At 31.4% G+C, this 25047-nt stretch carries 25 protein-coding genes; 7 read left to right on the top strand and 18 right to left on the bottom strand.

What is annotated here, in order from left to right; translation table 4 throughout:
- Positions 1–15: 15 nt before the first annotated feature.
- Positions 16–1122: an SGNH/GDSL hydrolase family protein gene (locus tag QPK10_RS02935; RefSeq protein ID WP_368486533.1), complete on the bottom strand. Its 1107-nt coding sequence runs from the start codon at positions 1120–1122 to the stop codon at positions 16–18.
- 263 nt (positions 1123–1385) lie between these two features.
- On the opposite strand from QPK10_RS02935, the gene QPK10_RS02930 reads away from it, so the two are divergent.
- From QPK10_RS02930 to QPK10_RS02910, 5 genes are all read left to right on the top strand, one after another.
- A complete protein-coding gene (locus tag QPK10_RS02930; RefSeq protein ID WP_368486532.1) occupies positions 1386–2186 on the top strand; it encodes a hypothetical protein in 801 nt (266 codons plus the stop codon).
- A gap of 16 nt (positions 2187–2202) precedes the next feature.
- Positions 2203–2940: an ATP-binding cassette domain-containing protein gene (locus QPK10_RS02925; protein ID WP_368486531.1), complete on the top strand. Its 738-nt coding sequence runs from the start codon at positions 2203–2205 to the stop codon at positions 2938–2940.
- 2 nt (positions 2941–2942) lie between these two features.
- A complete protein-coding gene (locus tag QPK10_RS02920) occupies positions 2943–3713 on the top strand; it encodes a hypothetical protein (RefSeq protein ID WP_368486530.1) in 771 nt (256 codons plus the stop codon).
- Positions 3714–4355: 642 nt separating this feature from the next.
- Positions 4356–5441, top strand: a complete 1086-nt coding sequence (ispG, locus tag QPK10_RS02915; RefSeq protein ID WP_368486529.1) for a flavodoxin-dependent (E)-4-hydroxy-3-methylbut-2-enyl-diphosphate synthase — start codon at positions 4356–4358, stop codon at positions 5439–5441.
- Positions 5442–5575: 134 nt separating this feature from the next.
- Positions 5576–5725, top strand: coding sequence for a hypothetical protein (locus tag QPK10_RS02910; RefSeq protein ID WP_158500493.1), 150 nt, complete (start codon positions 5576–5578; stop codon positions 5723–5725).
- A gap of 28 nt (positions 5726–5753) precedes the next feature.
- Here the strand turns inward: QPK10_RS02910 and QPK10_RS02905 are convergent, their stop codons facing one another.
- Together QPK10_RS02905 and QPK10_RS02900 are read right to left on the bottom strand one after the other, a co-directional pair.
- Complete coding sequence (locus QPK10_RS02905; protein WP_368486528.1) at positions 5754–6227, bottom strand: dual specificity protein phosphatase family protein; 474 nt, start codon at positions 6225–6227, stop codon at positions 5754–5756.
- Positions 6228–6232: 5 nt separating this feature from the next.
- A complete protein-coding gene (locus tag QPK10_RS02900; protein WP_368486527.1) occupies positions 6233–7159 on the bottom strand; it encodes a deoxyribonuclease IV in 927 nt (308 codons plus the stop codon).
- Between the two features lie 88 nt (positions 7160–7247).
- Between QPK10_RS02900 and QPK10_RS02895 the strand changes: the two genes are divergently transcribed.
- Entirely contained in the window at positions 7248–8234 is a 987-nt protein-coding gene (locus QPK10_RS02895) for a hypothetical protein (protein WP_368486526.1), read from the top strand.
- An 8-nt stretch (positions 8235–8242) separates the two neighbouring features.
- On the opposite strand, the gene QPK10_RS02890 is transcribed toward QPK10_RS02895, so the two are convergent.
- The 13 genes from QPK10_RS02890 to QPK10_RS02830 form a co-directional block, all read right to left on the bottom strand.
- Complete coding sequence (locus QPK10_RS02890; RefSeq protein WP_368486525.1) at positions 8243–9460, bottom strand: YitT family protein; 1218 nt, start codon at positions 9458–9460, stop codon at positions 8243–8245.
- Positions 9461–9581: 121 nt separating this feature from the next.
- Positions 9582–11120 carry a cytoskeletal motor fibril protein Fib gene (gene fib / locus QPK10_RS02885; RefSeq protein WP_368486524.1) on the bottom strand — a complete coding sequence of 513 codons (1539 nt, stop codon included), beginning with the start codon at positions 11118–11120 and terminating at the stop codon, positions 9582–9584.
- Between the two features lie 291 nt (positions 11121–11411).
- On the bottom strand, positions 11412–11648 hold the full coding sequence (locus QPK10_RS02880) for a hypothetical protein (RefSeq protein WP_368486523.1): 237 nt from the start codon (positions 11646–11648) through the stop codon (positions 11412–11414).
- A gap of 14 nt (positions 11649–11662) precedes the next feature.
- The gene (locus QPK10_RS02875; protein ID WP_368486522.1) at positions 11663–11929 is read right to left on the bottom strand and encodes a bacteriocin leader domain-containing protein; all 267 of its coding nucleotides are present in this window, start codon (positions 11927–11929) and stop codon (positions 11663–11665) included.
- Positions 11930–12015: 86 nt separating this feature from the next.
- Positions 12016–12486: a transcription elongation factor GreA gene (gene greA / locus QPK10_RS02870; protein ID WP_368486665.1), complete on the bottom strand. Its 471-nt coding sequence runs from the start codon at positions 12484–12486 to the stop codon at positions 12016–12018.
- 100 nt (positions 12487–12586) lie between these two features.
- A complete protein-coding gene (gene udk / locus QPK10_RS02865) occupies positions 12587–13237 on the bottom strand; it encodes a uridine kinase (RefSeq protein ID WP_368486521.1) in 651 nt (216 codons plus the stop codon).
- A 102-nt stretch (positions 13238–13339) separates the two neighbouring features.
- Positions 13340–15946, bottom strand: a complete 2607-nt coding sequence (locus QPK10_RS02860; protein WP_368486520.1) for a hypothetical protein — start codon at positions 15944–15946, stop codon at positions 13340–13342.
- 252 nt (positions 15947–16198) lie between these two features.
- Complete coding sequence (locus QPK10_RS02855; protein WP_368486519.1) at positions 16199–17983, bottom strand: APC family permease; 1785 nt, start codon at positions 17981–17983, stop codon at positions 16199–16201.
- A gap of 233 nt (positions 17984–18216) precedes the next feature.
- On the bottom strand, positions 18217–18786 hold the full coding sequence (locus tag QPK10_RS02850; RefSeq protein WP_368486518.1) for a hypothetical protein: 570 nt from the start codon (positions 18784–18786) through the stop codon (positions 18217–18219).
- A 148-nt stretch (positions 18787–18934) separates the two neighbouring features.
- On the bottom strand, positions 18935–19534 hold the full coding sequence (locus QPK10_RS02845; protein WP_368486517.1) for a hypothetical protein: 600 nt from the start codon (positions 19532–19534) through the stop codon (positions 18935–18937).
- Between the two features lie 116 nt (positions 19535–19650).
- Positions 19651–19956: an MMB_0454 family protein gene (locus tag QPK10_RS02840; RefSeq protein ID WP_236681342.1), complete on the bottom strand. Its 306-nt coding sequence runs from the start codon at positions 19954–19956 to the stop codon at positions 19651–19653.
- 14 nt (positions 19957–19970) lie between these two features.
- Positions 19971–20528 carry an elongation factor P gene (gene efp, locus QPK10_RS02835; protein WP_368486516.1) on the bottom strand — a complete coding sequence of 186 codons (558 nt, stop codon included), beginning with the start codon at positions 20526–20528 and terminating at the stop codon, positions 19971–19973.
- A gap of 94 nt (positions 20529–20622) precedes the next feature.
- Positions 20623–21729 carry an SPE_1075/MLC_0560 family membrane protein gene (locus QPK10_RS02830; protein WP_368486515.1) on the bottom strand — a complete coding sequence of 369 codons (1107 nt, stop codon included), beginning with the start codon at positions 21727–21729 and terminating at the stop codon, positions 20623–20625.
- Between the two features lie 254 nt (positions 21730–21983).
- On the opposite strand from QPK10_RS02830, the gene QPK10_RS02825 reads away from it, so the two are divergent.
- Positions 21984–23177 (top strand): hypothetical protein, encoded by a 1194-nt coding sequence (locus QPK10_RS02825; protein ID WP_368486514.1) that lies wholly within the window; start codon positions 21984–21986, stop codon positions 23175–23177.
- Between the two features lie 30 nt (positions 23178–23207).
- On the opposite strand, the gene QPK10_RS02820 is transcribed toward QPK10_RS02825, so the two are convergent.
- Together QPK10_RS02820 and QPK10_RS02815 are read right to left on the bottom strand one after the other, a co-directional pair.
- The gene (locus QPK10_RS02820) at positions 23208–23492 is read right to left on the bottom strand and encodes a GIY-YIG nuclease family protein (RefSeq protein ID WP_368486513.1); all 285 of its coding nucleotides are present in this window, start codon (positions 23490–23492) and stop codon (positions 23208–23210) included.
- 2 nt (positions 23493–23494) lie between these two features.
- A complete protein-coding gene (locus QPK10_RS02815; protein ID WP_368486512.1) occupies positions 23495–25027 on the bottom strand; it encodes an ABC-F family ATP-binding cassette domain-containing protein in 1533 nt (510 codons plus the stop codon).
- Between the last annotated feature and the right edge of the window lie 20 nt (positions 25028–25047).

Genomic DNA, 25047 nt, shown 5'->3' with positions numbered 1-25047 from the left:
TCAAAAATAATTTTATTAATTTCAGTTAGCTACTAATTGATATAATTGTTCTCCCACTTGTTGATGGGCTCACTTGGTTGGATGGACATCATCAAAGAAAAAATGATTATTAATATTGCTATCATCACATCCAGAAACATAAGTTGGGGTTAATTTTCCCTTTATAATATCACTAAAATTAATAGTTACACACTGGTCAGTAGTATTATTTTTCTGATCTAATGTCCCAAAAGTAGTTAGTAATTTACCAAATTCAGTAAATAAATCATATTCCTTAACTGTATTAGGATGATGAGCATTTACTTCAGCAATTACTGTGGAAAGCTTTTGATTGTATTCTTTTGTAATTTGAGTTGCTAGTGCACTTTGTTGGCTGTCTTTATTAAATGCTGGAATTTTACCAATATCAGGAACATTCATAACCACAATATGACGTTCTTGATGGTTAGCTAAGGCAAATAATGCTTGGCGCTCATTTTTAATTGCTAAGTCAATCATTTGGTCTTGTTTATAATGTTGTTCTTCTTGGGATGTGGCTGTTTCTTTTAAAAATTGCATTACATCATTGCCCCCGATTTCTAAAAAGGTTAAATCAGTTGGTTTAATTTGATGTTGCTTAATTAATGCTGTTGTTTGATCATAAATTTTAAAATTATTTAAAATTATACCTTGAATCGGATCAGTTACTTCACCACTGGTTGCTCCCGCAATCGCATAATTATTTCCCTGAAAATTATAATTACTAAAATTTCAACCAGTTGTTAAATTAATTCCTAATTTATCACTTAATACTTTGCCAGCAACTTTTCCATTCGTGAAAGAATCATTCGCAAACGGAGGATCCATTTCAACGGGACTACTGCGACCTAAAATCTTACTGGCAACCTGGGCAATTCCTCCGGAATCAGATAAACTATCTCCTAAAATATAAAAGTTAGTAAATTTTCCCGAATAGTTTGAATCATTAATTGCCTGGGAAGTATCAATATCCATCCCAATCGTGCTGGTATCATCACTAGGAGGTGGTGACACATGAGAAGTTTCGGGATGACAAGCAACTAGATTACCGGCAATACCAAAAGATAATGTTGCTGCATAAAACATTATAAATAATTTCTTCATATTTAGTTTTTTCTCCTTAATTAATTTTTTTAAATTTGTTTGTAGTTATGGTTAGATTTTGTTTTTAAATTTGAGTTATGAAATATTAAAATTAATATTTCATAATAAGATTTTAGCAAAAATTTTTAAATTTTAAGTTTTTTCTCAACCATTTTAACTACTAATTTTATTAAAATTTTTGTTGGGAAAAGCTGGTTATTTTTGAGAATATTTTTAAAACCCTTCTATTCTAGTGTAAAATGTAAACAAGGAGTTGGAGATTTGTGAAATATTTGTATCGAATTTTATTTTTTAATTATTTTCATAGTATTTTTGGATTTTATCTTGGTTTTATCGGCCCAACTTTATTTGCCATCACCCTAATTGGTTTTCGATTCACAAATGTTGTTACAATCCCCTCATTTATGGCCTTAGTTATTATTCGGAATGCTACTACTAACTTAGCAGTTTCTTTAACCCAGTTGCGCTTATCAGGATTTTTTTCCCGATTAGCAACAACCCCGTTTGCCAAACCCCGCTTAAAATTTAAATTTTTTGCGGTGATTATTATTTTTAACGGGGCTTTATCCATTTTTATTGCCTTATGAATTTTATTATTATCTGTTATTATGCAACCAAACGCTAATATCTTTGCAAATGTAAATTGAGGTTATACAATCCTAGGCTTTATTTTATTATTAATAATGTCTTTATTATTAGGATTATTAATTGGTGGGTTGGCCCGAAGTAATGGTGTTTCACGAATTATTGGTTTATATTTATATTTATTATCAACCTATTTATTAGGTATTGTGTATGGATATAACTTAATTAATAAGTATGCCCCGGCAATTAACATTATTACTTTATTTATTCCGTTTGATTATAGTGTCTCTATTATTCAAGTTGGCTGGAGTGGTAATGTTCACAATATGACAATTCCCTATTTTGATCACATTACTAACACAACAGTTAATTATACAGTGGGTTTACCGGAAATGTGGATTGCAATTTTAGTTTCTATTATTATTATCATTCTCAGCGGTATTGGCTTTTGACAAACTTTTAAATATTATCAAAAATAAGGAAGGAACCAAGGAAATGAAAAATCGAAAAAAGAGAACCCGCGAAATATTAACCGATGCGGTTGTTGAAATTAGACATATTAAAAAAAGTTTTAATAAAAAAACCATTTTAGAAGATATTAACGCCACTATTTATCCTGGTGATCGAATTGCCTTGGTTGGGGCGAATGGTAGTGGAAAATCATTATTATCAGAAATTATTGGCCAATTAATCGAACCAACCAGTGGTAAAATAATTTATCGTTTTGATAATCCTAAACGGCACATTGGGATGTTGTTAAATGGTCTCGACTGGCCTCCCGGGGTGCGGGTGTGCGATGCTATTAATTTATACCGCTGAATTTATAAAGATTTAGATGAAACTTGAATTAATCTATTAATTGCCCATTTTAAACTACAAACTCATTATAAAAAATATATTACCCAATTAACTCCTGAATATAAACAATTATTTAACATGGTAATTTCAATTATTCATAATCCTAGTTTAATTATTTTTGACCGCTCGCTAACCGATGTTGATTTACAATGACAATATGTAGTACGGAAAATTATTTCAGAAGTTCTTTTTAATGATAATACCCGTTCTGCCATCTTTATTACCCACCTGGTAAATATTATTCAAGATTTATGTAACCGTATTTGATTAATTCATGAGGGAAAAATCCTCATTGATGATACAGTAGAAAATATTGTTGTCAAATATGGTTCGGTTGAAACTTTCTTAGATAATTACTTTAAAGGAAATTTATAAAGATGAGATTTTTTCGGATTTTATTATATCATTTCTTTCATAAAAGTAATGTTTTCAACCTCTCAGTCTTATTTGGCTATCCATTATTAATTGTGATTGTCGCTTGTTCTTTACATGCTGATTTTCCGATTACCTTACCAACTTATATTTCAGTCGGTATTATTATGGCAACTGTTATTGTCTTACCAAATTTTTTAATTCAATACCGAAAAAATGAATTTATTTACCGGTTAAAAGCAACCATCATGAATATTTATTGAATAATTGCAACCATTTGTTTATTCTTTCTATTTATTGTGGTATTAATTACTATTTGAATGTTCTTATGAGCAATGATCTTTCCCCAACAACGAATGCTGGTCAAAACTATTAACTGAGGAATTTTCATCTTAGGAATTTTATTAACAACAGCAATGGGAATTGCAATTGGCTTTTGTGCTGGGGGAATTTTTAAAAGTAACTCGGTTTCGTTAATTATTATGTTTTCAATGTTCCTAATCCCGCTATATTTAGGAGGAGTTACGATCCCCTTAGATATTATTTATAATAAAGCACCCTGGTTATTCTATTTAACCCTCGCTATTCCCTTTAAATACCCCGTCAGTATCCTCCAACTAGCTTGGGGGGGAGATATTAATGGAATGAAAGTTATTAGTAGTACTGGTCACTTAATTAATGTTGGTTTCCCCAATATTTGAATTGGAATTATTGTTTCCCTCGCTATTAGCGGATTATTAATTTTCTTAGGCATTAAGTTCTTCCGTTTACGTTAAATCTCTAATATTAGAGATTTTTTTATGCCAAAATAAAAAACAACCCGGGTGAGGTTGTTTTTATAGGGTATCCATGAAGTATAAGAAAATATAATACAAAGTATGGTCATATTCTGATAGGGCTAAACTTGTGCTTTAAATTATTATTAATTAAAAGAACAAATCTTATACTTCTCTAGACACTTTTTATTATATATGGGTATGAATAAATTTCAACAAAAGTTAGCAAACTTTTTGATATTTTTTTAATTTTTGGAATGAATTTGGAACAAAAATGGAATATAAATGGAACAAAGATGAAATTATTATAAACCCTTATAAATAAAGGCTTTTTAACTCTTGGCAAGATAGAATTAACCTGCAAAATTATCTTTATTTTTTTAAACATAAAAAAATATTTGAAATAGTTTATCCCCACAAGATTGACTATTTTTCATTTTCAAAGTATGATGGGTGTATTATATAAATATCATTCAAGAAGATATATAAATAACTAAAAATAAGCAGAATGGATCATGCTAAAATAAATGCAGTAAAATCAAGGGTTTTAAACTCCCCTACCGAGTTCTCCAACTCCCCTACCGCATCTTATTTCCTTTTTTTCTCCTGATTATCTTTAGTTATCATAAATAGAGGGATAAAATGACAAAGAGAGAACAAACAAGAAAAGTTTATGTAGGTAACATTCAAATTGGAGGTCAAAATAAAGTAGTTATTCAATCAATGACTAATACAAAAACCCATGATATTGCTGCGACCTTACAACAAATTAATGATTTATATAATAAAGGTTGTGAAATTGTCCGGGTTGCAGTTCTGGGAATTGATGATGCCTATGCTTTAAAAGAATTAGTAGCAAAATCACCGTGTCCATTAGTAGCTGATATTCACTTTAACCATGAATTTGCTTTAATTGCTGCTGATGCCGGAATTAGTAAAATTCGAATTAACCCTGGAAATATTGGAAAAATTGAAAATACTCGAAAAGTTGTCGAGAAATGTAAAGAAAAGAAAATCCCGATTCGAATTGGGGTCAACTCGGGAAGTTTACCATTAGATTTAGTTGAAAAATATGGTTGAACTCCGAAAGCAATGATTGAGAGTGCCCGCCGTCATATTGAAATCTTAGAAAATGAAGGATTTTATGATATTATTTTATCTTTAAAAGCAACCGAACCATTAATGGCAATCGAAGCTTATACCCTAGCTAGCCAAGAATGAAATTATCCTTTGCATTTAGGAATTACTGAAGCTGGTAGTTATCAAAACGGGACAATTAAATCAAGTGCTGGGTTAAGTCCCCTACTATTAAACGGAATCGGTGATACTATTCGGATTAGTTTATCTTCAGATCCCATTAATGAAATTGAAGTTGCTAAGCGTCTATTAAATTCATTAGGTCTCTATGATAACATTGTCGATGTGGTTGCTTGTCCAACTTGTGGTCGGTTAGAATTTGATTTATTTGATGTTGTCCACGAAGTTGAAGAGTATGTCAAAGAAATGAATTTTCCGTTAAAAATTGCGATCTTAGGTTGTGTTGTTAATGGTCCAGGTGAAGCAAAACAAGCTGATATTGGAATTGCCGGAGGAAAAAATGGTGGGATCATTTTTAAAAAAGGTAAAATTTTCAAATCCTGCCCCCAAGACCAGTTGGTTAGTGAATTAAAACTATTAATTGATGAATATTATCAAAATTGAAAAACTAGTCAAAATATTAATAAATAAGACCAATAATCAAAGTATTTACGTATTAAATTTAACCACTAGCAAAAAACGAGATTTCCTGCTACTTATGTTATAATTTATCTATCAATTTATTTAATTTCAAATAAATTTACAATAAGTTGGGAGGATATGATATGGCCGTGTGTTGTCCAGCTAAAAATCATGAATGTAGTACTTGTCGTACTTGTAGTAAACCAAAAGTTGGTTGTCGTTCATGTTTAGTATGTATATCTTGCATTAATTGTGTTAATAAAGAGTGTGCATGCTGTAAAGATAGTCGCTAAAAAATAACTTATTTAATAAGTTATTTTTTTAATTAGAAATTAAATGGTTATATGGAAATTCATTAACTAAGAAATCAAATCATCCCGGGTTGGGGTTAATATAAGGATAAATCCGTTCAAATTGTTCAAACGCATTATCAAAGTCTTCATCATTAATATATCCCTTTGCCACTAAATACATAAAAACAATCGAAGCACTACGATTTACACCCCAAACACAATGAACATAAATCTTTTTCGTTTTGATATTATTATCAATGATTTTTAAGGCTTGGATAATGGTATTGGGATCTAATTCTTGTCAAATTGGATAATCTTTAAAATTAAAATAAACATGTTTATCATCAGTCCAAGCATATTCATCTTCAGTTTTAGGGATTTTATGCTTAATAACTTGTTCACGAAAAATTTCTTCGGCACAAGAAATTACTAAATCAGCATCAGGAGGAATATTATGGCGATCACCTAAATATAAATTATCTAAAATTTTCTTTGCCGACATTTGTATTATCTCTTTTCTATTGGTGTTTTCCCATATTTTTGAAAGGGATCAGTAAATTTTTTATTTTTAATCATTGTAATTTCTGCTTGGTATGGGGAATGCATTTTACCATCCTGGTCTTTAACATATGGTGTTTCTAAAATTTTAACCATATTATTTAGGCGGGGATGATAAATAATTTTAAGTAAATTATCAAACCCTAAATAACCATAGCCAATATTTTCATGGCGATCTTTTTGAGCATTTAAGGGGTTTTTACTATCATTAATATGCAAACATAATAAACGATCAAGACCTATTAACTGGTCAAATTCATCAATAATAGCATCTAAATGCTCTCCTAACTGGTAACCACTATCATGTAAATGACAAGTGTCTCAACACACCCCTAGTTTATCTTTTAACTTAACATTATCAATAATATATTTTAATTGGGTAAAATTAACTCCTAATTCACTCCCCTTACCCGCCATAGTTTCTAAAGCAACAAGTGCTTTTTGGTCAGCGGTTAGAACTAAATTTAAACCTTCCACAATTCGGTCTAACCCAACTTGTTCTTCGGCGCCGACGGCACTACCTGGATGTAAAACAATTGTTTTAATGCCAATTTCATCCGCACGAGTGATTTCTTTTTTTAAAAATTCAACCGCAATCTCAAAAGTTTCTTTTTTAAAACTATTTGCTAAATTAATAATATAGGGGGCATGAATAATAACATTATCAATACTTAAATTATTAGCTTTTAATTGTTGATGAAATTCAGGGATAAAAAAATTTTTAACATCAACTCGAATCGTGTTTTGGGGCGGACCGGTATAAATCATTAGGGCATTAGCCCCATTATTAAGCGATTCATTTAAAGCTCCCAATAAATAATTATCTTGTTTATTCATACTAACATGACTACCAATAATTAAATTATAATCTTTCATTTTTTTACTCCTTATTTTTTAACTTACTTAACTTATAATATAATATCATATATAATTAAAATATTGATATTTAAGAAAGGAAAATCTGATGATTAAACCTCCTGAAATTGATCAAATTGAAAAAACAGTAAGTAAAATTTATGATAATATTGTAACGAAAAAATCCGAAAAATTCTTGGCTTGGCAATGAATTAACCTAGTTTTTATTTGTTTAATTAGTATTAGTCTTTTTATTGCAATTTTTTCTTATATTCAATGTTTTGATCCCCATTTTAAAACAAATCAAGACTTATTTTTACCCTTAGCAATTGTCTTTAATGGATTATTTGTGGGCTTACTAATTGGGCTGCTGCTAATCCGGCGGGGACAAAATCGTTTAAAAGAAAAAATTAAGGATAATTTTGACCGCCGGATGATTATTAATATTTATGATCAGGTTTATCAGGAACAAGATAATAACTTAAAATTAAATGATTTAAGTTACCAATGGACCATTACCCCGCTTAATTTACATCCGCATGATAATTTTTTAATTAATGATCTTATTTTAGATGGGGTTTATCAGCAGTACCATTTTAATATTGGTTCAATTAGTGAAGCTACTAATACTGTGGTTGATAATTTAGAACCCAGTTTAGCACCCCAACCGTATAGTATTAATTATTATCGCTATTTATATTTAACAATTAAAAGCGAGCAGTTCTCAAACCAAACATTAGAAATTACCCGGAAAATTAAACCACAAAAAAATAACTTAACTTTTGATAACTTCTTTATTTATGATCATCAAAATCCCCATATTACTGAAGAATTTAAAGAAAAAGTAATTGCTAATATGATTAAAACAAAATTAATCCCTAATCTTAAAATTAAAAATAACATTTTATCAATTAATTTAGCAACAATTAGTACTAACGGTTGAAATGATAATTATGATAGCTTTATTAACTTAGAATTTAGTTTAAATAAGCGGATGATGATTGAACGAATTATTGCTACCATTCAAAAAGATTATGTCACTTTACAAAAAGCCTTGGTGTGGTTTAATTTAATAAATGAAAAAACTGGTCGTTAACCAGTTTTTTAGTATTTGGAAATTGAGAAATTACCAATTAACTTGTCGAGTTTATGGGACAAGATTTTGGCATCGGGATCCGACACCATAATCGCAGCCTTTACATATTTATATTCTAATAAGGAGGTTGAACAAATTAAAACTTCGTTATTAACATATTGACCGGCAATATTATCCCGAACCGGAATCCGAATAATGTCATTAGAATATTTAATAAATTGGAGTCCAGCGACAATAGCATCACCTTTTGAAGTTACAATCATTAAACTACGGTATTTAAATTTGGGGAAGATTAAATCCGTTACAATTGATTGAACGATCACAAATAAATATGACGCAAAAAGAACAGGACCAAAGAAGTATTTAATTTTATAAGTAATTAAAGCATCACCATAAAAACCATTAATTTCATCAAAATTACTTGGGTCTAAACCATTGCCATTGGCTCAAATTTCGTTGACATGGTTCCGTCAATTTGTTCCAAAGTAAACTTCGGTTAAGGCTTGGCGACTCATTAATAACGTGTGGATTAAAACCATAATAATTACAATAAAATAATTAATAATCCGATTATAATTAGCAATTGATTTTTTATGCTTAACAGAATAATATGCTAAAACAAAATCAGTTCCCGCCGATGAACTGCCACCTTTATATAATAAACCATAGGCCACTCCATTTAATAACCCGGCCGCTCCAGCAAAGACAAATAATCAAATTTGATACATTCCCCCGGAATTTTGGTATAAGTCTAAATTAGCATAATCAACAATAAAGTGAAAACTACTTGGATTAATAAACGGAATGTAAGCTAAGGCAAAGTGGAAACCATTCTGTAAAATAATATACACAATGGTGCGGATTGAAAACCGTCACCCCACTTTAATAACGCCAAACACAAATAAGGGAAAATTAATACAAAAATAAAATACTCAATACATTCCGGTTTGCATTGTTAATTGTTCAGGTTCACTTCAAATATTAACAGCGATCCCCCGCGCGATCGCCGCAACTCCACTGGGGGTAATCCCGTTACTAGTTGTGGAAGCAATGAAATAATCATAAGCAATAACTCCCACTAAAGCAGCTAATACAATATAAGTATAGTCCCGAAATCGGCGCGACTTAAAATATTCTTTAAAACGGAGGTTAAACTCTCTTCTTGTAATCCGCTCACGATTTCTAGTTTTTCGCGTTATTTCTGTTGTCTCAGATTTATTGTCCATTTCCTTACCTTCTAAACTTTTCATCCAATTATCTGGTGTCATTTTTAAATTTTATACGTTGATAATTATAACACCTTTTTAAAATAAAAAAACAATCTTATCGATTGTTTTTAAAAATTAATTACTCACTTTTTAAACGAATAGTTACTTTGAATGAACCAACTTTGATTGGGTCATAGTCATTTCTTGTAATATCAACCACAGTGTAATCTCTTTGTAATCTTTGGTTTAGGTTTCCAAATTTAATTCCACGACTTGCACCTTTTGTTGAAGGAATAAAGATTGGAATTTTACGGTAATCCAATGCTGGTACTGTCATGTAAATTACAACTTGTTGGTATGGTGAATCAACATCTTTTAACGCTTCGTTTAAGTATTTAACAAATTCGTTACTTACTAATTGACTACCAAAGTGTTTGTCTTCAACAAACTCATGTGATTGGTTATGAGTAATGTAGAATGAAATTCTAGCATCACAATTAACTAATAAGTATTTTTGAGGAACAGTAGCTCCGTTATATGTGTATGATGATTTATCTTGGGCTTTTTCCGCAATAGCAGCGGCAATTTCGTTAGCCACGGTTTCCACTTTATATAATTTTTCAGTGTTTAAATCATATTTAGCTGATTTATTTCATAATAATTCATCATCATTAACACGAACTTGTTCTAAGAATAATAATTTACGTAATCATTTTTTAGGAGCATTTTTTCATTCATCTTCTCCTAAAATAACTTTACTTGGTCCTTCGTTGTCTTTAACTTTATTCTTCATAACTTGAATAATGTCTAACGCAACTGGTGATTTTTCTTGTTTATCAACTAACATTAATGATGGTCCAAATCCTGATAATACTTTATGAGTATTTGGTTTGAATAATTTAATTCAATCATCATGTTTAATTTCAAATAATTCGTTAATTGAATCTAAATCATCTGCTGATGATTGTGATAAGTCAATAATGTAACGTGAACTTAATAAGTTGAATAATCTTCTTAATAAGTATTTTAAAGTATTAACTGTTTCATACATTTTAAATTTATGTAATGGATCATTATCTCATGGTGATAATGCATTGTTATAAATAATTTTTAATGCTAAGTAATTAATACTTGATTTTTTTGCTACTTGGGCGATTGCTCCTGCTTCAGTATCAATCACATCAATAGTATGACCATATTTGTCAACCATTTCTTTAAATTGTTTTGAGTTATAGATCAACATATCAGCTGTTCCAGTAACCCCTTCAGTTAATCCTAATTTAAAGTCTTTAATAACTTTGGCAAATTCACCATCAAATTGGAATGATTCTGGTTCATTAACAATTTGTCCATATTTAATGTCTTTAAATACTGTTAAATCAGCATCACGATAAATAAATTTTGTTGAAATTGTCGTATCAGCAGTATCATGTTTATCATTTGTTGATAACGCTAAGTCAATATTGATAATTGTTTGTAATCCTGGGTATTTTTCTAATAAGTAAGTTATTGCCATCGCTGCATTAGCTTTTCCATAACCTACAGTTGCAATAATAAAAGTTTTCCCATGGTATTTTAGATGTTGGATCACACAGTTTTTTCACCAATACTTTTTAATAGTCTTAATGCTGTGTTTGTCTTTCATCGTGAAATACGCAGTTGAAATAACTCCAATCATATCTTCACCTCAATTTTCCCTTATAACTAATTTCCTATGTTGTGCCTTACACAAGGTTTGTTTCCCCTGCGAAATACAACTAGATATATTTTATCTTAAAATGACTTTTTTAGCAATATCTTTAATAAAAAAAACAAAAAACAAAATTTTCTTCTTGAAAAACAGAACTAATTATGATTAAATTATTGATTACAATAATTAATTCCTTTCTGTTTTTTAAATTTTTATGGAAATAAATATGGTGATGAATTGATAAATTTATTGCTCTTAAAAACCCAGTAAAATTAAGGTTTAAGTTAATAAAAAATTATTAATCATTTGTAACTCGTGTTCCATTGCTGTTTGGTTTTGCCGTTGAGCAGTTTGGTGTTGTTGTAATAATTTTTGTTGTTTTTGTTGAATAACAGTACTACTAATTTGGGCCCCCACTTGGGCTAAGGTCCCAACGCACGACATTATTAAGGGAATTAACATTCAAAAAAAGCCCCCTTTAATATTTTGCGTTGCTGAGATGGATAATTTTTGCATTGGTAACTTCCTTTCTAGACAAATAGTAAATCATGGTGGCTATTATTGACCGCACTATTTTTATCTGATCAGGTTAAAGCATTTCCATTGGGTGCTTTGTAGCTGCCTTCACAACGAGCATCATTTTTAATTGCTAAATAAGCACCAACCCCGCTCGAAACTAAATTACCAACCGAATTGGTACAAGCATTTACAAGCGCGGCAATTCCGGTTAAGAAAGCACCACTGAGAGCACCACCTTTCAAAAGAATGGTTTGTTGACTAGATAATTTTTGCATCATAATCACCTGTCCTTTCTACTTCTTATTTAACAAATGGTGAGGGGTTTTCCTTGTAAAAATAAAAAAATAATTATTCGTTAAAATAATTATTCAACATTATTAATACTTATTTTATAAGGAGTTTGAATACCCTTAATTTCAACAGTATCGCCAACTTTTTTCCCAATAATTGCTTTAGCAATTGGTGACTCATTAGAAACCGTGTTTTCAAAGGGGTTGGCTTCGACCGCTCCGACAATTTTAATTTCAAAGTTCTTGTTAATGGCTAAATTAGTAAAACTAACTTTGCTTCCTAATTTTATAACCCCAGTTTTTGATTTAACTTCTTTAATTTCTTTTGCTTTTGTTAAAAAAGCTTCAATTTCTTTAATCCGTCCTTCCACTTCTGCTTGGCGGTTACGAGCAGCATCGTAATCAGCATTTTCGGAAAGGTCTCCCTGGGCACGGGCTTCTTTTAACTCTTCAATTACCGCGGGGCGGACGACATTAATTAAATTATTTAACTCCGCTTTTAATTCTTCCATCCCTTCCTTAGTTAATAAAATTTCTTCATTAATACTCATTTGAATGTTCACTCCTTTATTATTTTTAACAACCAATATTATAACATTAATCTTAAATAATGTCTTATTTTTCCATTAATTTTAGTTGTTTTCCCTAAAAAATTGCTTTCTTTTTTAATAATGACTTAATTTTAGTGGCAATCATGTCAATTGCAATTTCATTTGCTTCATAATACGGGACAATAATATCCGCATATTTAATACTTGGTTCAACAAAATACTCATGCATTGGTTTCACCGTTGTTAAATACTGGTTAATGACACTGTCAATGCTCCGACCCCGTTCGTTAATATCGCGCATTAAGCGGCGAATAAAACGAATATCATCCTCAGTCTTAATAAAAATTTTAATATTTGCTAACTGGCGAATTTGTTCAATTGCTAAGGCTAAAATCCCATCTAACATAATCACATCTGCTTCGGCAATATGAACAGTTTCAGTTGTTCGCTGGTGTAAAGTAAAATCATAAATCGGACGGTCAATTGGTTCATTATTTTTTAGTTTATTAATATGGTCCACAAGCAATTCAATGTCAATTGAATCAGGATGATCATAATTAATTAACTTGCGTTGGTCAAAAGTTAAGTCGGGTCAGTCTTTATAGTAATTATCCATTGTTAAGTAAACAATTTTTTGTCCTTTTAAAATATGGGCAATTTTGGTTGCCACTGTTGTTTTCCCACTCGCGGTTCCCCCGGCAATTGACACTAGTTTCACAGCATGGTTTTTTCCCCCGTGTTCCAAACCATCTTCCTCCTTTACATTTTTAAATTAATAAGATAAAACCTTTTTTATTTTAACATAGAATAAAAAAAGTTTAACCTTTCTGGCTAAACTTTTTGCGGGTTAATCATTCCGACGCATAATTTCTTCATCACTGGCCGAAGCTTTGGCTGGATGTTCCGGATGATGTTTTGCTTTTCAAGCTTGGTATCATTTAAATTGCCCTTCTTCGGGATAACGCGCATTAACTTTTTCGCGAATTTTATCCATTTCCATGAATGGTAATTTTGATCACATTGCTCGGTTCGTTTTTGGATTAACATATTGTTCTAAATGCTCTTCCACTAAAATTGTTGCTAATTTTTTACTATTGTGGGTTCCGTAGAACATTTCCCGGTTCCGTTGAATTGAAACCCCTAACCCAATTGCTAGGAAACCAACAATTCAAACTAGTAAAATTGCAAATTGTTGCAGAACATACGAAGCATCCGTTCAGTTTGAACCAACAATTCCAATACTGTAAATGATGGCTCCTTGGGCATGAATTGAATAAGTATATGGTGCTAAGTAACTGATTACATCAAAGAACCCTGCTTGCATAAAGGTTGGGAATGTTCCTCATCCCGATGATAAGTTAATAATCAATAAGATCACACATAAGAACTTCCCGATCGTTTCGTCCCGTAAACTAAACCATAAGGCCTGTTCAATAATAACAAAGACGGTGACGGTAAACATCATTCATAAATAAACTAAGCCAAAAGTTGGTCCAATCATTGATCATCCTAAACCATAGACTGTTAACATTAAGATTGTACATTGAATTCAAGCCGTTACTAACATTAAGGTTGTTTTACCTAAATATCAGGCAAATGGTCCGGCTGTTTTAACTCTTTTAGCGCGGTCAAAGACAAATGTTTGCATTAGAGTCCCTACTCATAACCCAATACATAAGAAGAATTGCCCCAACCCAATTCCATAAGGATTAAAGTCACTTCCCACAATATTGGTTTGCATAATGCCCCCTAAATCAGGGAATAATAAGGAATTAATTCCTCCACCTAACGCTGATAATAAATCCCCTGCTTGGCTAGCAACCGTATTGTCCCCAGCGACGTTACCACCTAAAATTAATTGTGATAAGACATCAATATTTGTTTGGAAATTACCAATAAACGTTCCCTTAGCGGGGTTGTTAAGATCACCAAAGGCTAGCACATAAGCATTTTGTGGCGTTTTACTTGGTTTACCATCCCCTAGTAAACTTACTAAGCCCATTTTACTAAAGGACCCCATTTTTGTTCCCATCGTAATTAAATCTTTATAATTTTTAACAACAACACTAACTGCTCCTTTTCCAGAAATTGGGAAATTATAAGCAGTATTAGGAATAATAGCCCCCTCTTGTTCTAATAATCCCGCAATATTTCCTGCTGATCCGAATAGTTTTTTCACTCCATCCGCATCAATGGCTAAACTTCCTAAGCCGGTTGGTAATGCCGCAGTTAATTTTTCGGAAAGTTTAGGTGCTAAGGCAGTTGCTAATAAATTACCAGTGTCACCACTCATTAAGGTATTTCATAAATTAGCAATTTGACTTAAAAAACCATCTGGTTGTCAGTCTTGGGTAATATCCGTTCCGGTTGTTCCTTCTAAAGTTAAACTTGGTAAAGTTCAACTTGGATATTTTGCTTTAATTGCGCCAAGCATTTCCTGGTTACGAATAACATATTCCTGGTCTTGAATAATGTTAAAATCAACCGTTTTGGCAGTTGTTGAACCATGACCAGCTATGGTTAATTGTTCATTAACTGTTATTGGTGCTTTAAATAACATGTTAGCTTTCACATCATTTAATTCTTTTTCTAATAATAACTGAATTGTTGTTTGTAAAACTTCCGGACCTAAATCAACTAGTAAACTACTTTTAAATTCATTAAAAATATACATAAATTGTCCAAATAAAAAGTTATGTTTATAAGTTGATCAAAAGTTAATACCACTATGTTTTAAATCATTAATAAAATCAGTGGGACTTTTTTGATCTGGCGTTGATTTGCCAGCAATTTCACGCAGCGTGGCGTCAATATAGCCAATTAAGTCACCAGTTAAATTTTCTGGCATTTGTAACTGTACTCAGTATTTATCTTGGTCTTTAACATTTCATGACCCATCGCTATTTTGACTAGCAATGTTGGCAGCGGCTTTGCCACTTAAATATTTCAAATTAGTTAATTCCATGTTGTCATTAACTTTGACCCTAAATTTATCCTGGTCTTTGTTATAAGAAATATTTGGTACTTTATTTTTTTCTCACGATGACACTAAATCATCAACAACTCCCGCTTTACTATGAATTGTGGTTGCTGCTTTTTCAATTACAGTCCCACTAGTTGTTGTTATTTTAGTACCATTGGGAATACTATTTCAGTCCGTGTCAATTGTAATTGGTACTTGTGTACCCCCAGCATCAGTATAGTATTGGCCAGCTCCCAGCGCTAAATTACCATCAACTGATTTTCCGGCAATTAACACCACCGGTTTATCGTTGTTAATAATTGCCATTGGGGCCGAACCAATTTGGGGAATCGGGTTTCAGAATGCTCAAATACAAATAAAAGCATACAAAAAAGGAACAAAACAAATTGCGACAAACTTAATGACCCTTTTTCTGCTACTAAAAACACGTTCTCTAAACTCGGCCTGAACAGTATCTAGATATCCTTTCATAATTTTCTTCCTCTCTTAATTAAATTATTTAGTACACAATATTTAATATATCACTTCTAAAAAGTTTGTCTAGGTTAATACCCAGAAAGTTTTAAAAAAATTAGGAATAATTCTTGCAAATTAGGGTAATTTTTATAAAATTATCAAATGGTCTAATTTAGACTTTCTAAGCAAAATTAACAGCTATTCTTAGCCAAAAATAAAAAAACATAAATAATACTATAATATGTATTATTTATGTTACAGTTTTTGCTAATCTTCATGGACTTCGGAATCTTCCGCGGCTTCTAATTCATTATAACGATCAAAGATAATGTTTAATTCCTCAAGCATATGGAGAGCATCCTGACGATTAGGATTGTCCACTCCGGCATGTAAGGCTTGATTTCGAACTAGATAACTTCGTAATTCATTCCGAATTTCTTTGGAAGTATATTTTCAATCATCCACCACTTCAAATTCAGCATCCAATTTTGCTTGTAACTCGGGACGAGTTTGCATTCTTTTCAAGTATTTGTGACGATAGTATGTAAAGTACCATAATGTTCCAAACCCAGCGGAACTTCCAACAAAGGCAAGTTCAATCACAGCTCCAATTAAATGGCTTTCAAATTCATCACCCTTGGCAGTTACCACCCCATTAATTAATGAGTAGTAGTGCCATACAAAGGCAAACGCTAAGATTACAATAATAATTGGGAATGCTATTCACTCTCACACTTGCATTTTAACTTTTTTCGTTGCTGCTAATTTTAACGTAACCGCGACAACCATTCCATAAATAAAGATGGTAATTGCCGAAGAAGCTTCGGTTAAAGAAGAAATATCAAATGGTTGTTTATAAGTCATTGCTTCTTCAACAGTACACATAAACCCAAATTGATGAGTTAACGAAGCCCCCTTAACAATATCAGGGATTGCTAACCAAATAAAGATCATCAAGGCGGTAATTGTTAAGTTTAATAAACTTGCCCGCACTGGCAACCCATCTTTGTTTAATTTTCGAAGACGATCGGGTAAAAACCCTTCTTTGGATAATGGTTGTAAACTCGTTCCTCCATATAAGGCGTTCTGCATCGCGACGTTCATCTTTAAGGCGAAGGCACTTAAGATCATGATAATCGGTCCGCCGTATAATATGACCTTATTGGAGAACTTGTTTCAACTTCCCATGTTCATATTTTGCACAAATTCATTAAAAGCGGCAAAGAAGATAATTGAAATTACAATATAGAAAATTGTACTAATTAACATAATTAGAATAATTCCCCGGCTAATATTTTTTTCCGGTTTGGAAATATTCCGTCCGGCAGTTGAGAAAACCTCAAATCCGGCAAAGAAGAAGAAACATGAATTAAAGGCCTTTACAAATCCTCCTAATGAGAACTTACTATTTTGCGACCAATAACTTAAATTGTCCCCCCCATTTTGACAAGCTAATACTAACCCCGCCAAAATTAAGAACCCGGCAGTAATTCATTTAATAATTCCGGTTCCACTTGCTAATTTTTTATATAATTTCATTCCACCAAAAATTACTAATGCAGCTGACATGTAAATTACAATCCCGATTAAATCTAATCATAAATCACCAAATGCCCCCCAGTCCGCAGCATACCACGGTACTGTTACACTGCCATCCGGGTTAACTGTTGAAATTCAGTCGGCCCCAAAAGTACCACGAATTAACATCATAACTTGAATTGTAATTAAAAATGGTAATGAAATATATTGCATAAAAGCAATAAAAATTCCTCAGAACTTCCCAAAACTAGTTCGCACATAAATATATGATGCCCCGTTGTTATCGGAATGGTGAACTCTCGCCATTTTTGCAAATGCTCAAGCACAAATCCCGGCAATTAATCCTTCGACGGCGAATAACCAAATCACGTGGATTCCAATTGAATCTGGATGGTTAATATTTGAAAGAATGGCAAAGTTTCCAATAAACCCGATTCCAACAGTATAGTTAAATCCCAGTCAGACAAAATCAGCTAAACTAAATTTCTTAGTTTCTTTTTTTTGTTTAACCATAAAAAACTTTTTTACTCCTTTCCAATTGTATTATTCTCGCTTACACCAACATTCTTAATATAAAAATATTATAAATAACATTACTATTAAGAAAAATTCTACTATTTTTTTCAAAATAATATGCTTTTTATTATAACCAAAAATAACAATAATGCAAATAAAATTAACAATTTTTTTGAAAATAATTATAGATTTTTATTTTTTTTGCTGTTTTCTTCAAAAATGGCCGCTCGTTAAATCGCCAGGAGAGAATAATCATAACAAATTGTTAGAATTAAGATCAAAATCAAAATCAAATAATATTTTCCCGAACGGTTATTAAAACTATTAGTTGCCAATCATCTTACTTTTGCCAGTTTATAACCTGGCCCTGGAAAGATGTGTTCATGACGGTCTTGTTCAGGAAAATTAATGCTAACAATTTTGTTCAGATTGTCAGCGTTACTTGGCGGTTTACCCTGACAACTAAATTTTTTGCGGGAGTTTTTTGTTAAAAAAGTTCTTAAAATACTAATTGGTAAAACAATTAAGCCTTCTGTTCATGATATCTTTTTAATATATGGATTATTTTCTAATTGCGACTTTTGAAATAAGCCCGCATTTTCCCCGTTGCATTCAAAATATAGTAATAAATCCAAATCAGTAATTCGTTGTTTAGTATAATCTCACTCAACTTTTAAAAAAATTAAATCCTCTTTGTTATTTCAGTAAAGATCATTATTTTTAATTTGCTTAATAAAACGATAATATCTTTTTTTACAATTTGAACAAAGAAGCTTAATAATTGGTTGATTATTAATCATCTTCCTCAGCACTCCTTTTAAAACAATATTTTGTTTTAAGTTCAATAGTTTTTTCATTTATTCTTTGTTCAGGGTTTTACTGATTCAATTTTTGGAAATATTAGGTTGTTGTGATTTCAAAATAGCTTTTTCTTGGAATTTTTATTATTTAATTAATTAAAATTTGTTTTCAATAATCAGTAGCTGTTGCAATATTTTTACTTTTTTGGCTTTTTAAATTGGCATAGACATTAAAAAATGATTGGTGGTGTTCTCACTTAATTCCTAAATAGTTGTTAACAAAAATTAGTTTGTCTAGTAAAAATTTTCAGAGGTTTAAAAGCAGAAAATACATAAAATTAAATAGTTGAATAATTAAGAATATTATTAATTCAACTGCTCCAATTATCAAAACAGTATAAAAACTAGTATTGAAAATTCCCAGGTCTTTTAAATTTCAGTACATGTTAACTAAGAAATGGATGATTAGTAATTTAATTAAAGCATTATGTTCTAGTAGTAAATATAAATAAAAGATAAAAATTAAAGAACCAATTAAATAACCAACCCCACAGATGTTTTGAAAAATAATACTACCAAAAAACTTTTTGTGTTTTGATAAATTGGGCATTTTGGCTAATAACCGGTGTAAAAACAAGCGAAACGCACGAAAAAACTGTTCAGTCAATACAAAAAAGACTGTCACAATAAATATCCAAGATAAAATTAAGCCATTAAAAGACGTAAAAATAGTGGTCCATAACATCATCGTTTCATTCCTTAACATCGTAGTTTTTTCGTTATTTGTATGCTAATACGTTTATTATACACTAATTATTTTTTGTATACAAAAAATAAAAAACCACTCCCGGGGGAATGGCTATCTTAATGATGAAAGTTAATATTAATATTTTTTGGTTTAATTTTTAAAGTATAATCTAATTCTTTTTTAATTGCATCATATAATTCTTGGGCTAAGACTGGTAAGTTTTCAGCTTGTAAAACCTTTCCACTTACAAAAATGTGTAAGAAGTTATCTTCATAAATTCGACACTTAATTTGATCAGCAAAGAACTGTTCAGTCATATCCCGTAAAGCATATGAAACAATTTTCCGAATCACTAATAAACTAACATTTAAATTACCGCGATAATTCTTATCAATTAATAATAAAGTATTATTATCCATCATTTCAAACTCCTTAATTATGCGCGACCCGCATATTTACCATCACTGGTATTAATACTAATGATTTCCCCTTCTTTAATAAACAAGGGAACTTGTAATTCCCAGCCAGTTTCCACAATGGCTTTTTTCATTGCTCCCGAAGAAGTATCACCCTTCACGGCCGCTTCTGCTTCAATAACTTGTAAATCAATTTTATCAGGAAGAAGAACTCCTAAGACTTCTCCTTCATATTTGGTAACACTAGCAGTTACCCCTTCTTTGAAAAAGTTTTTTTCTCAAGTTAAGCGTTCAGTCGGAATTTCAACTTGGTCATAAGTTTGACTGTCCATAAAAACTAGGTTAACCCCATCATCATAGAGGTATTGCATCTCAACTTTATCAATCATTGCTTTTTCAACCTTATCACCACCTGTAAAGGTAATCGAAGTAGTAGCCCCGGTGCGTAAATTCTTGGCTTTAGTTTTAACATGGGCTTGTCCCCGCCCTGATTTTGAATGTTGGGCTTCAATTACAACATAAATATTACCTTCATATTGGAAAGTCACCCCTGGTTTAAAGTCATTTACATTAATCATATCTTTTTCCTTTCTTGGTAATTAATATCAATGGCAATTATTAAATCTCTCCTAATTATAAACTATTAAGTGCTTTTCGCCAACCAAAAATGAGTTATTTAATTGGAAGATCAATAATTTTAGCATCCCGATTTTCTGATAAAAAGTTATCTTTAATTAACGCATTATATTTGGCAAAAATTTCATCTTGTAAAATTCGTCATTTAATTTTTTGTTTTTTATTATTAGTATTCATCATTTTAAATTCTCGTAAAACTTCTCTGCGTAATTTTTGGTATAATTTTTTATCAATATCTAATAATTCTAAACGAATGTAATTATTAAAGAAGGTTAAAATTAAGGCAATCACTGGCCCCGAGAAAAATGCCATTAAGATGGTAGCATAGCTAATCCACGAGTATAGATGGTTTAAGCGCTCTTGTAAAGGATAATTGCCCAGAAATAATAACCCAACACCTAAGACAATTAACATACTATCAACAATAATCCGACAGGCCGGATATGGTAAACGGGTAATTTGCGATAATTCTGATGATAACCCATTATAAGGTCCCGGGAGCATTTTGGTAGCCACAATAATTCCTAACCCCAAACAAAAGGCTAAGTAACTAGCTCATAAAATTCAACTTCGTACTCATTCATTTCAGATAGCCTCATTGCCAGTCATATTAGTTGGATCAATTGGTTTAATATTTCAATCGGGATTAACAATTCAAATATTAAGTTCCACTGCTAAGGGCCATAAGAAAACTGGAATTAAATCTAGAATAATTTTAATAATTTCATCAAAAATAATATTTAAAGTTAAGATTTTTTGTTTCTTAAATTGAAAAATTTTAATTGTTTTAAAAAGAACAACGACTAGTCAAAAACAAGTATAAATAATTAATAGCGAAATTGAATAATACTCAGCAATATTACTGCCTCCTTTTACTCAAATATCAGCAGCTAATGAAAAAACTAGCAAGTCTTCATTGACAACCCCTAAGTTTAAGTCCATATATAAGGCATTTGCCAACCCAAAAATATAAACTCCTAACAAGTAAAATAAAAAGCGAACTAAAATTGATCGATAATGACTCTTAAAGAATACTTTCTTTTCATTAATATATAATTGGAAGGCCTTTGTTTTTTCATGAAATTCTTTTAATACTAAGTACTTTTTATAACGAGTTTTAATTTTTTTATTTTTATTATCCATTGTTTTTGCACATCATTCATCCTCGGCCCCCAAATATTTTCTAAATTAACAATATTATTATTCTTATTCCCAATAATTCTTATCAATAATTATCTTACTTATAATAATTTTAACATACATTCAAAAAAGTCAAAAAAGAAAACAAAATTTTTGACAAAAAGACTTTTTTTTTTTTTTTTATTCCATTACAATTAAAACAATTATTATTCCCTTGTCGAATAGCTATTAACACCTAGAAAGGAAACTCTATCACCATGAAAAAGTTATTAACTTTTTTAACTTCATTAACAATCATTCTCCCCTTACCAACAACCTTAGTATCTTGTCATCTATTATCCCATTGGTGGGATAAAAAACCATCTGGTGCCCAGTACAGTGCCTGTTTGCTTTACAAGGATCATCAACCAACAAAAATTGTTGATGATCGTGCGGGGCGGGGTAAATTATGATGACAATTAACAAATCCCCAGGATGGTTTTCATATTCGCCAACAACAAAAAATTAGTTTATCACGATTAACCACTGCAGACCAACAATTTGTTAATGCTTGTGAAAGTAACATGCTTTACCAAGCAAGCCCGGACAGTATTAATCGTTTTCATCAATTAACAACTACTAGTTTTTATGGCGATATTCCAACCTTAGCTAATGCGATTCATCCATTAAATGCGCCTTATTCTTTAGACTTTCAAGGGTTAATTGACAATGCAACAAATTTAGCGGGATTAAAACTAACTAGTCAAGAAAAAGAAGAGTTTGCAAACCAAATCTTAACCTTTTTTAATATTATTACTAAGGTATACGGTCAAAATGTCATTAATAAATTATTGTATGAATTAATGAGTGGGACCACAATGAGTAATCCCAATGTTGTGGCCGCCACCGGGTTTGCCTTATGACAAATGGGAGGAATCCAAGGAATGATGTTAGGTCCCCAAAGTGCTAGTTTAAAACTAGCACAACAACAATATGACATTGGTTATTGAAGTAACCAGTCAATTGCTGGTACGCTAGTTCATGAAATGGGACATACTATTTCCCAATATGCGGGTCTCGCACCCCCTTCCCGTTATTATCTTAATAATTTTGATCCAAATATTATTGACCCCCAAACAGTTCCCCACCTCGAAGATATTGTTTATCAAAATCCTAGTGATGGCAATCCAATGCTATTTTATAAATTCCGTCCCGGTGATGCACTGGTTGAATATCTTGGTGCTAAAGTGGGAATTAGTGATGACTATCCAGTTCAACAAAAATTAGCAGCCTGGTCCTTTATTCAATCTGGTTATGGTCGGGGTGGTAACCAAGATGGTGGGAATGAAGAATTATTTGCTGAAGGCTTTAGTCAGTGGTTATTAACTCCTGATTATTTAAAAGGTTTAAATTGAGAAGCATTAAATGAGTTTTATACTAGCCATTTGTTAGATGTTTATCAAATGAATTAAAAAGATCAATTCGCTTTAGAATTGATCTTTTTAACTGCAATCTTTTAAAATATTAGGATGTGTTTGTAAATACTGGTTTTTTTCCCGGCGAGTTAATTGTTTAAAAGCATATTCTTGTTGCATCGCCAATGACTTAGTGGGATATTGTTCAGCATGAATTAACTGGACAGGACGACGAGTAGTAATTTTGGTATATTTTGCTCCCAACCCCGCGTTGTGTTTATCAACCCGCGCTTGTAAATCAACAGTATAACCAGCATATAAAGTATTATCAGCACATAATAAAACATAAAAATAAAAATTTTGCGTTGCCATTATTATTGTAATTCTTCAAAGTCCAGAATTTTATTTGCTCAATTAGTGCTGAAGTTAATATCATGGGTAGTAATCAAAACGGTTCCAGGGAAGGCTTCAATTGCTTCTAGCAAAGCTTCCTTGGCTAAAATATCAATGTGATTGGTTGGTTCATCAAGAATTAATAAACTACAAGGGGTTAAGGATAGCCCAGCCAACCGAGTTTTTGTTTGTTCGCCCCCGGATAATTTTGCCATTTTATTATGCATTAGCGTAGTTTTTAAACCAAAGTTTGCCAAAGTTGTCCGAATGATTTTATCATCTAAATCTGGACTAATTTTCTTTAAATATTCAATCGGGGTCAGGTCACTAATTTTTTCAGTTTGTTTAAAATAAGCAACCTGGACATTGGCCCCTAAGATAACTTCGCCCGCTAACGGTGGAATCTGGTGGGCAATTGTATTTAAAAAAGTAGTTTTTCCAATTCCGTTCCGCCCTTTGACAATACATTTTTCACCCTCGCGAATTTCAAAAGTTAAATTTTTAATTAAGGGTAATTGATAACCAATTGTTAAATTAGCTGCTTTAATAATAACAGCGGTGGCTGGGCGCTTATATTTAAAATTAAATTTTGGTTTTGTTAATTTTTCTTGTTTCTCTAAGATTTCCATCTTGTCCAATTGCTTTTTGCGTGATTGAGCCATTCGCGCGGTCGATACTCGCGCTGCATTTTTAGCAATAAAAGTTTCTAACTTTTTAATTACCTTTTCTTGTCCTTTGCGTTCTTTTTCATATTGTTCAATTCGTAATTGGCTTTGTTCTTGATACTTAGCAAAGTTACCAACATAACGATTTAAAGTATAGTTTTCAATAGCATAAATAATTTTACAAGTTTTATTAATAAAATCACGATCATGGGACACCAGTAAAAAAGCACTATTATAATTTTGTAAAAACTTTGCTAACCATTCAACTTGGGTTAAGTCTAAAAAGTTAGTTGGTTCATCCAATAATAAAAAGTCATCTTCTTGTAATAATAATTTTGCTAGCAAAACTTTCCCCCGTTGACCTCCCGATAAAGAACCTAGTGGGTGGTTTAATAAGGTGGGATCAATCCCAAGACCGTCAACTAAACTGCGAACTTTTTTATTAATTGTTTCAAAATCATTTTTATCTAAGTATTCTTGTAATTTTAACGCTTTGACTAAATCTGCTTCCTGATAATCAGTTGCCATTCCTTCATATAGTTTTGTAATCTTATTTTCAATATTATACAGCTCTTGATAAGTTTCTTTTAAATATTGGTCAACAGTTAAAGTTAAATCAACAGCTTGGTGCTGGTCTAAGTAACCCATTTTTAACCGGGGATGCAAGTTAATAACCCCCTGGTCGGGAGTAATTTTATGGGCAATAATATTTAGTAAGGTAGTTTTACCAGCCCCATTAGGACCAACTAAAGCAATATGCTCACCCTTATTAATTTTTAACTCGGCATTCTTATATAATAATTTTCCCCCATTACTATGGGTTAAATTTTCAAGATGTAAAATACTCATTATTAACTCCTTTACATATT

The organism is Spiroplasma sp. DGKH1, assembly GCF_040940205.1.
Classification (GTDB): Bacteria; Bacillota_I; Bacilli_A; order Mycoplasmatales; family Mycoplasmataceae; genus Spiroplasma.
Note: the sequence above shows the minus strand (reverse complement) of the source record. Positions and strands in the feature narration are given on the sequence as shown.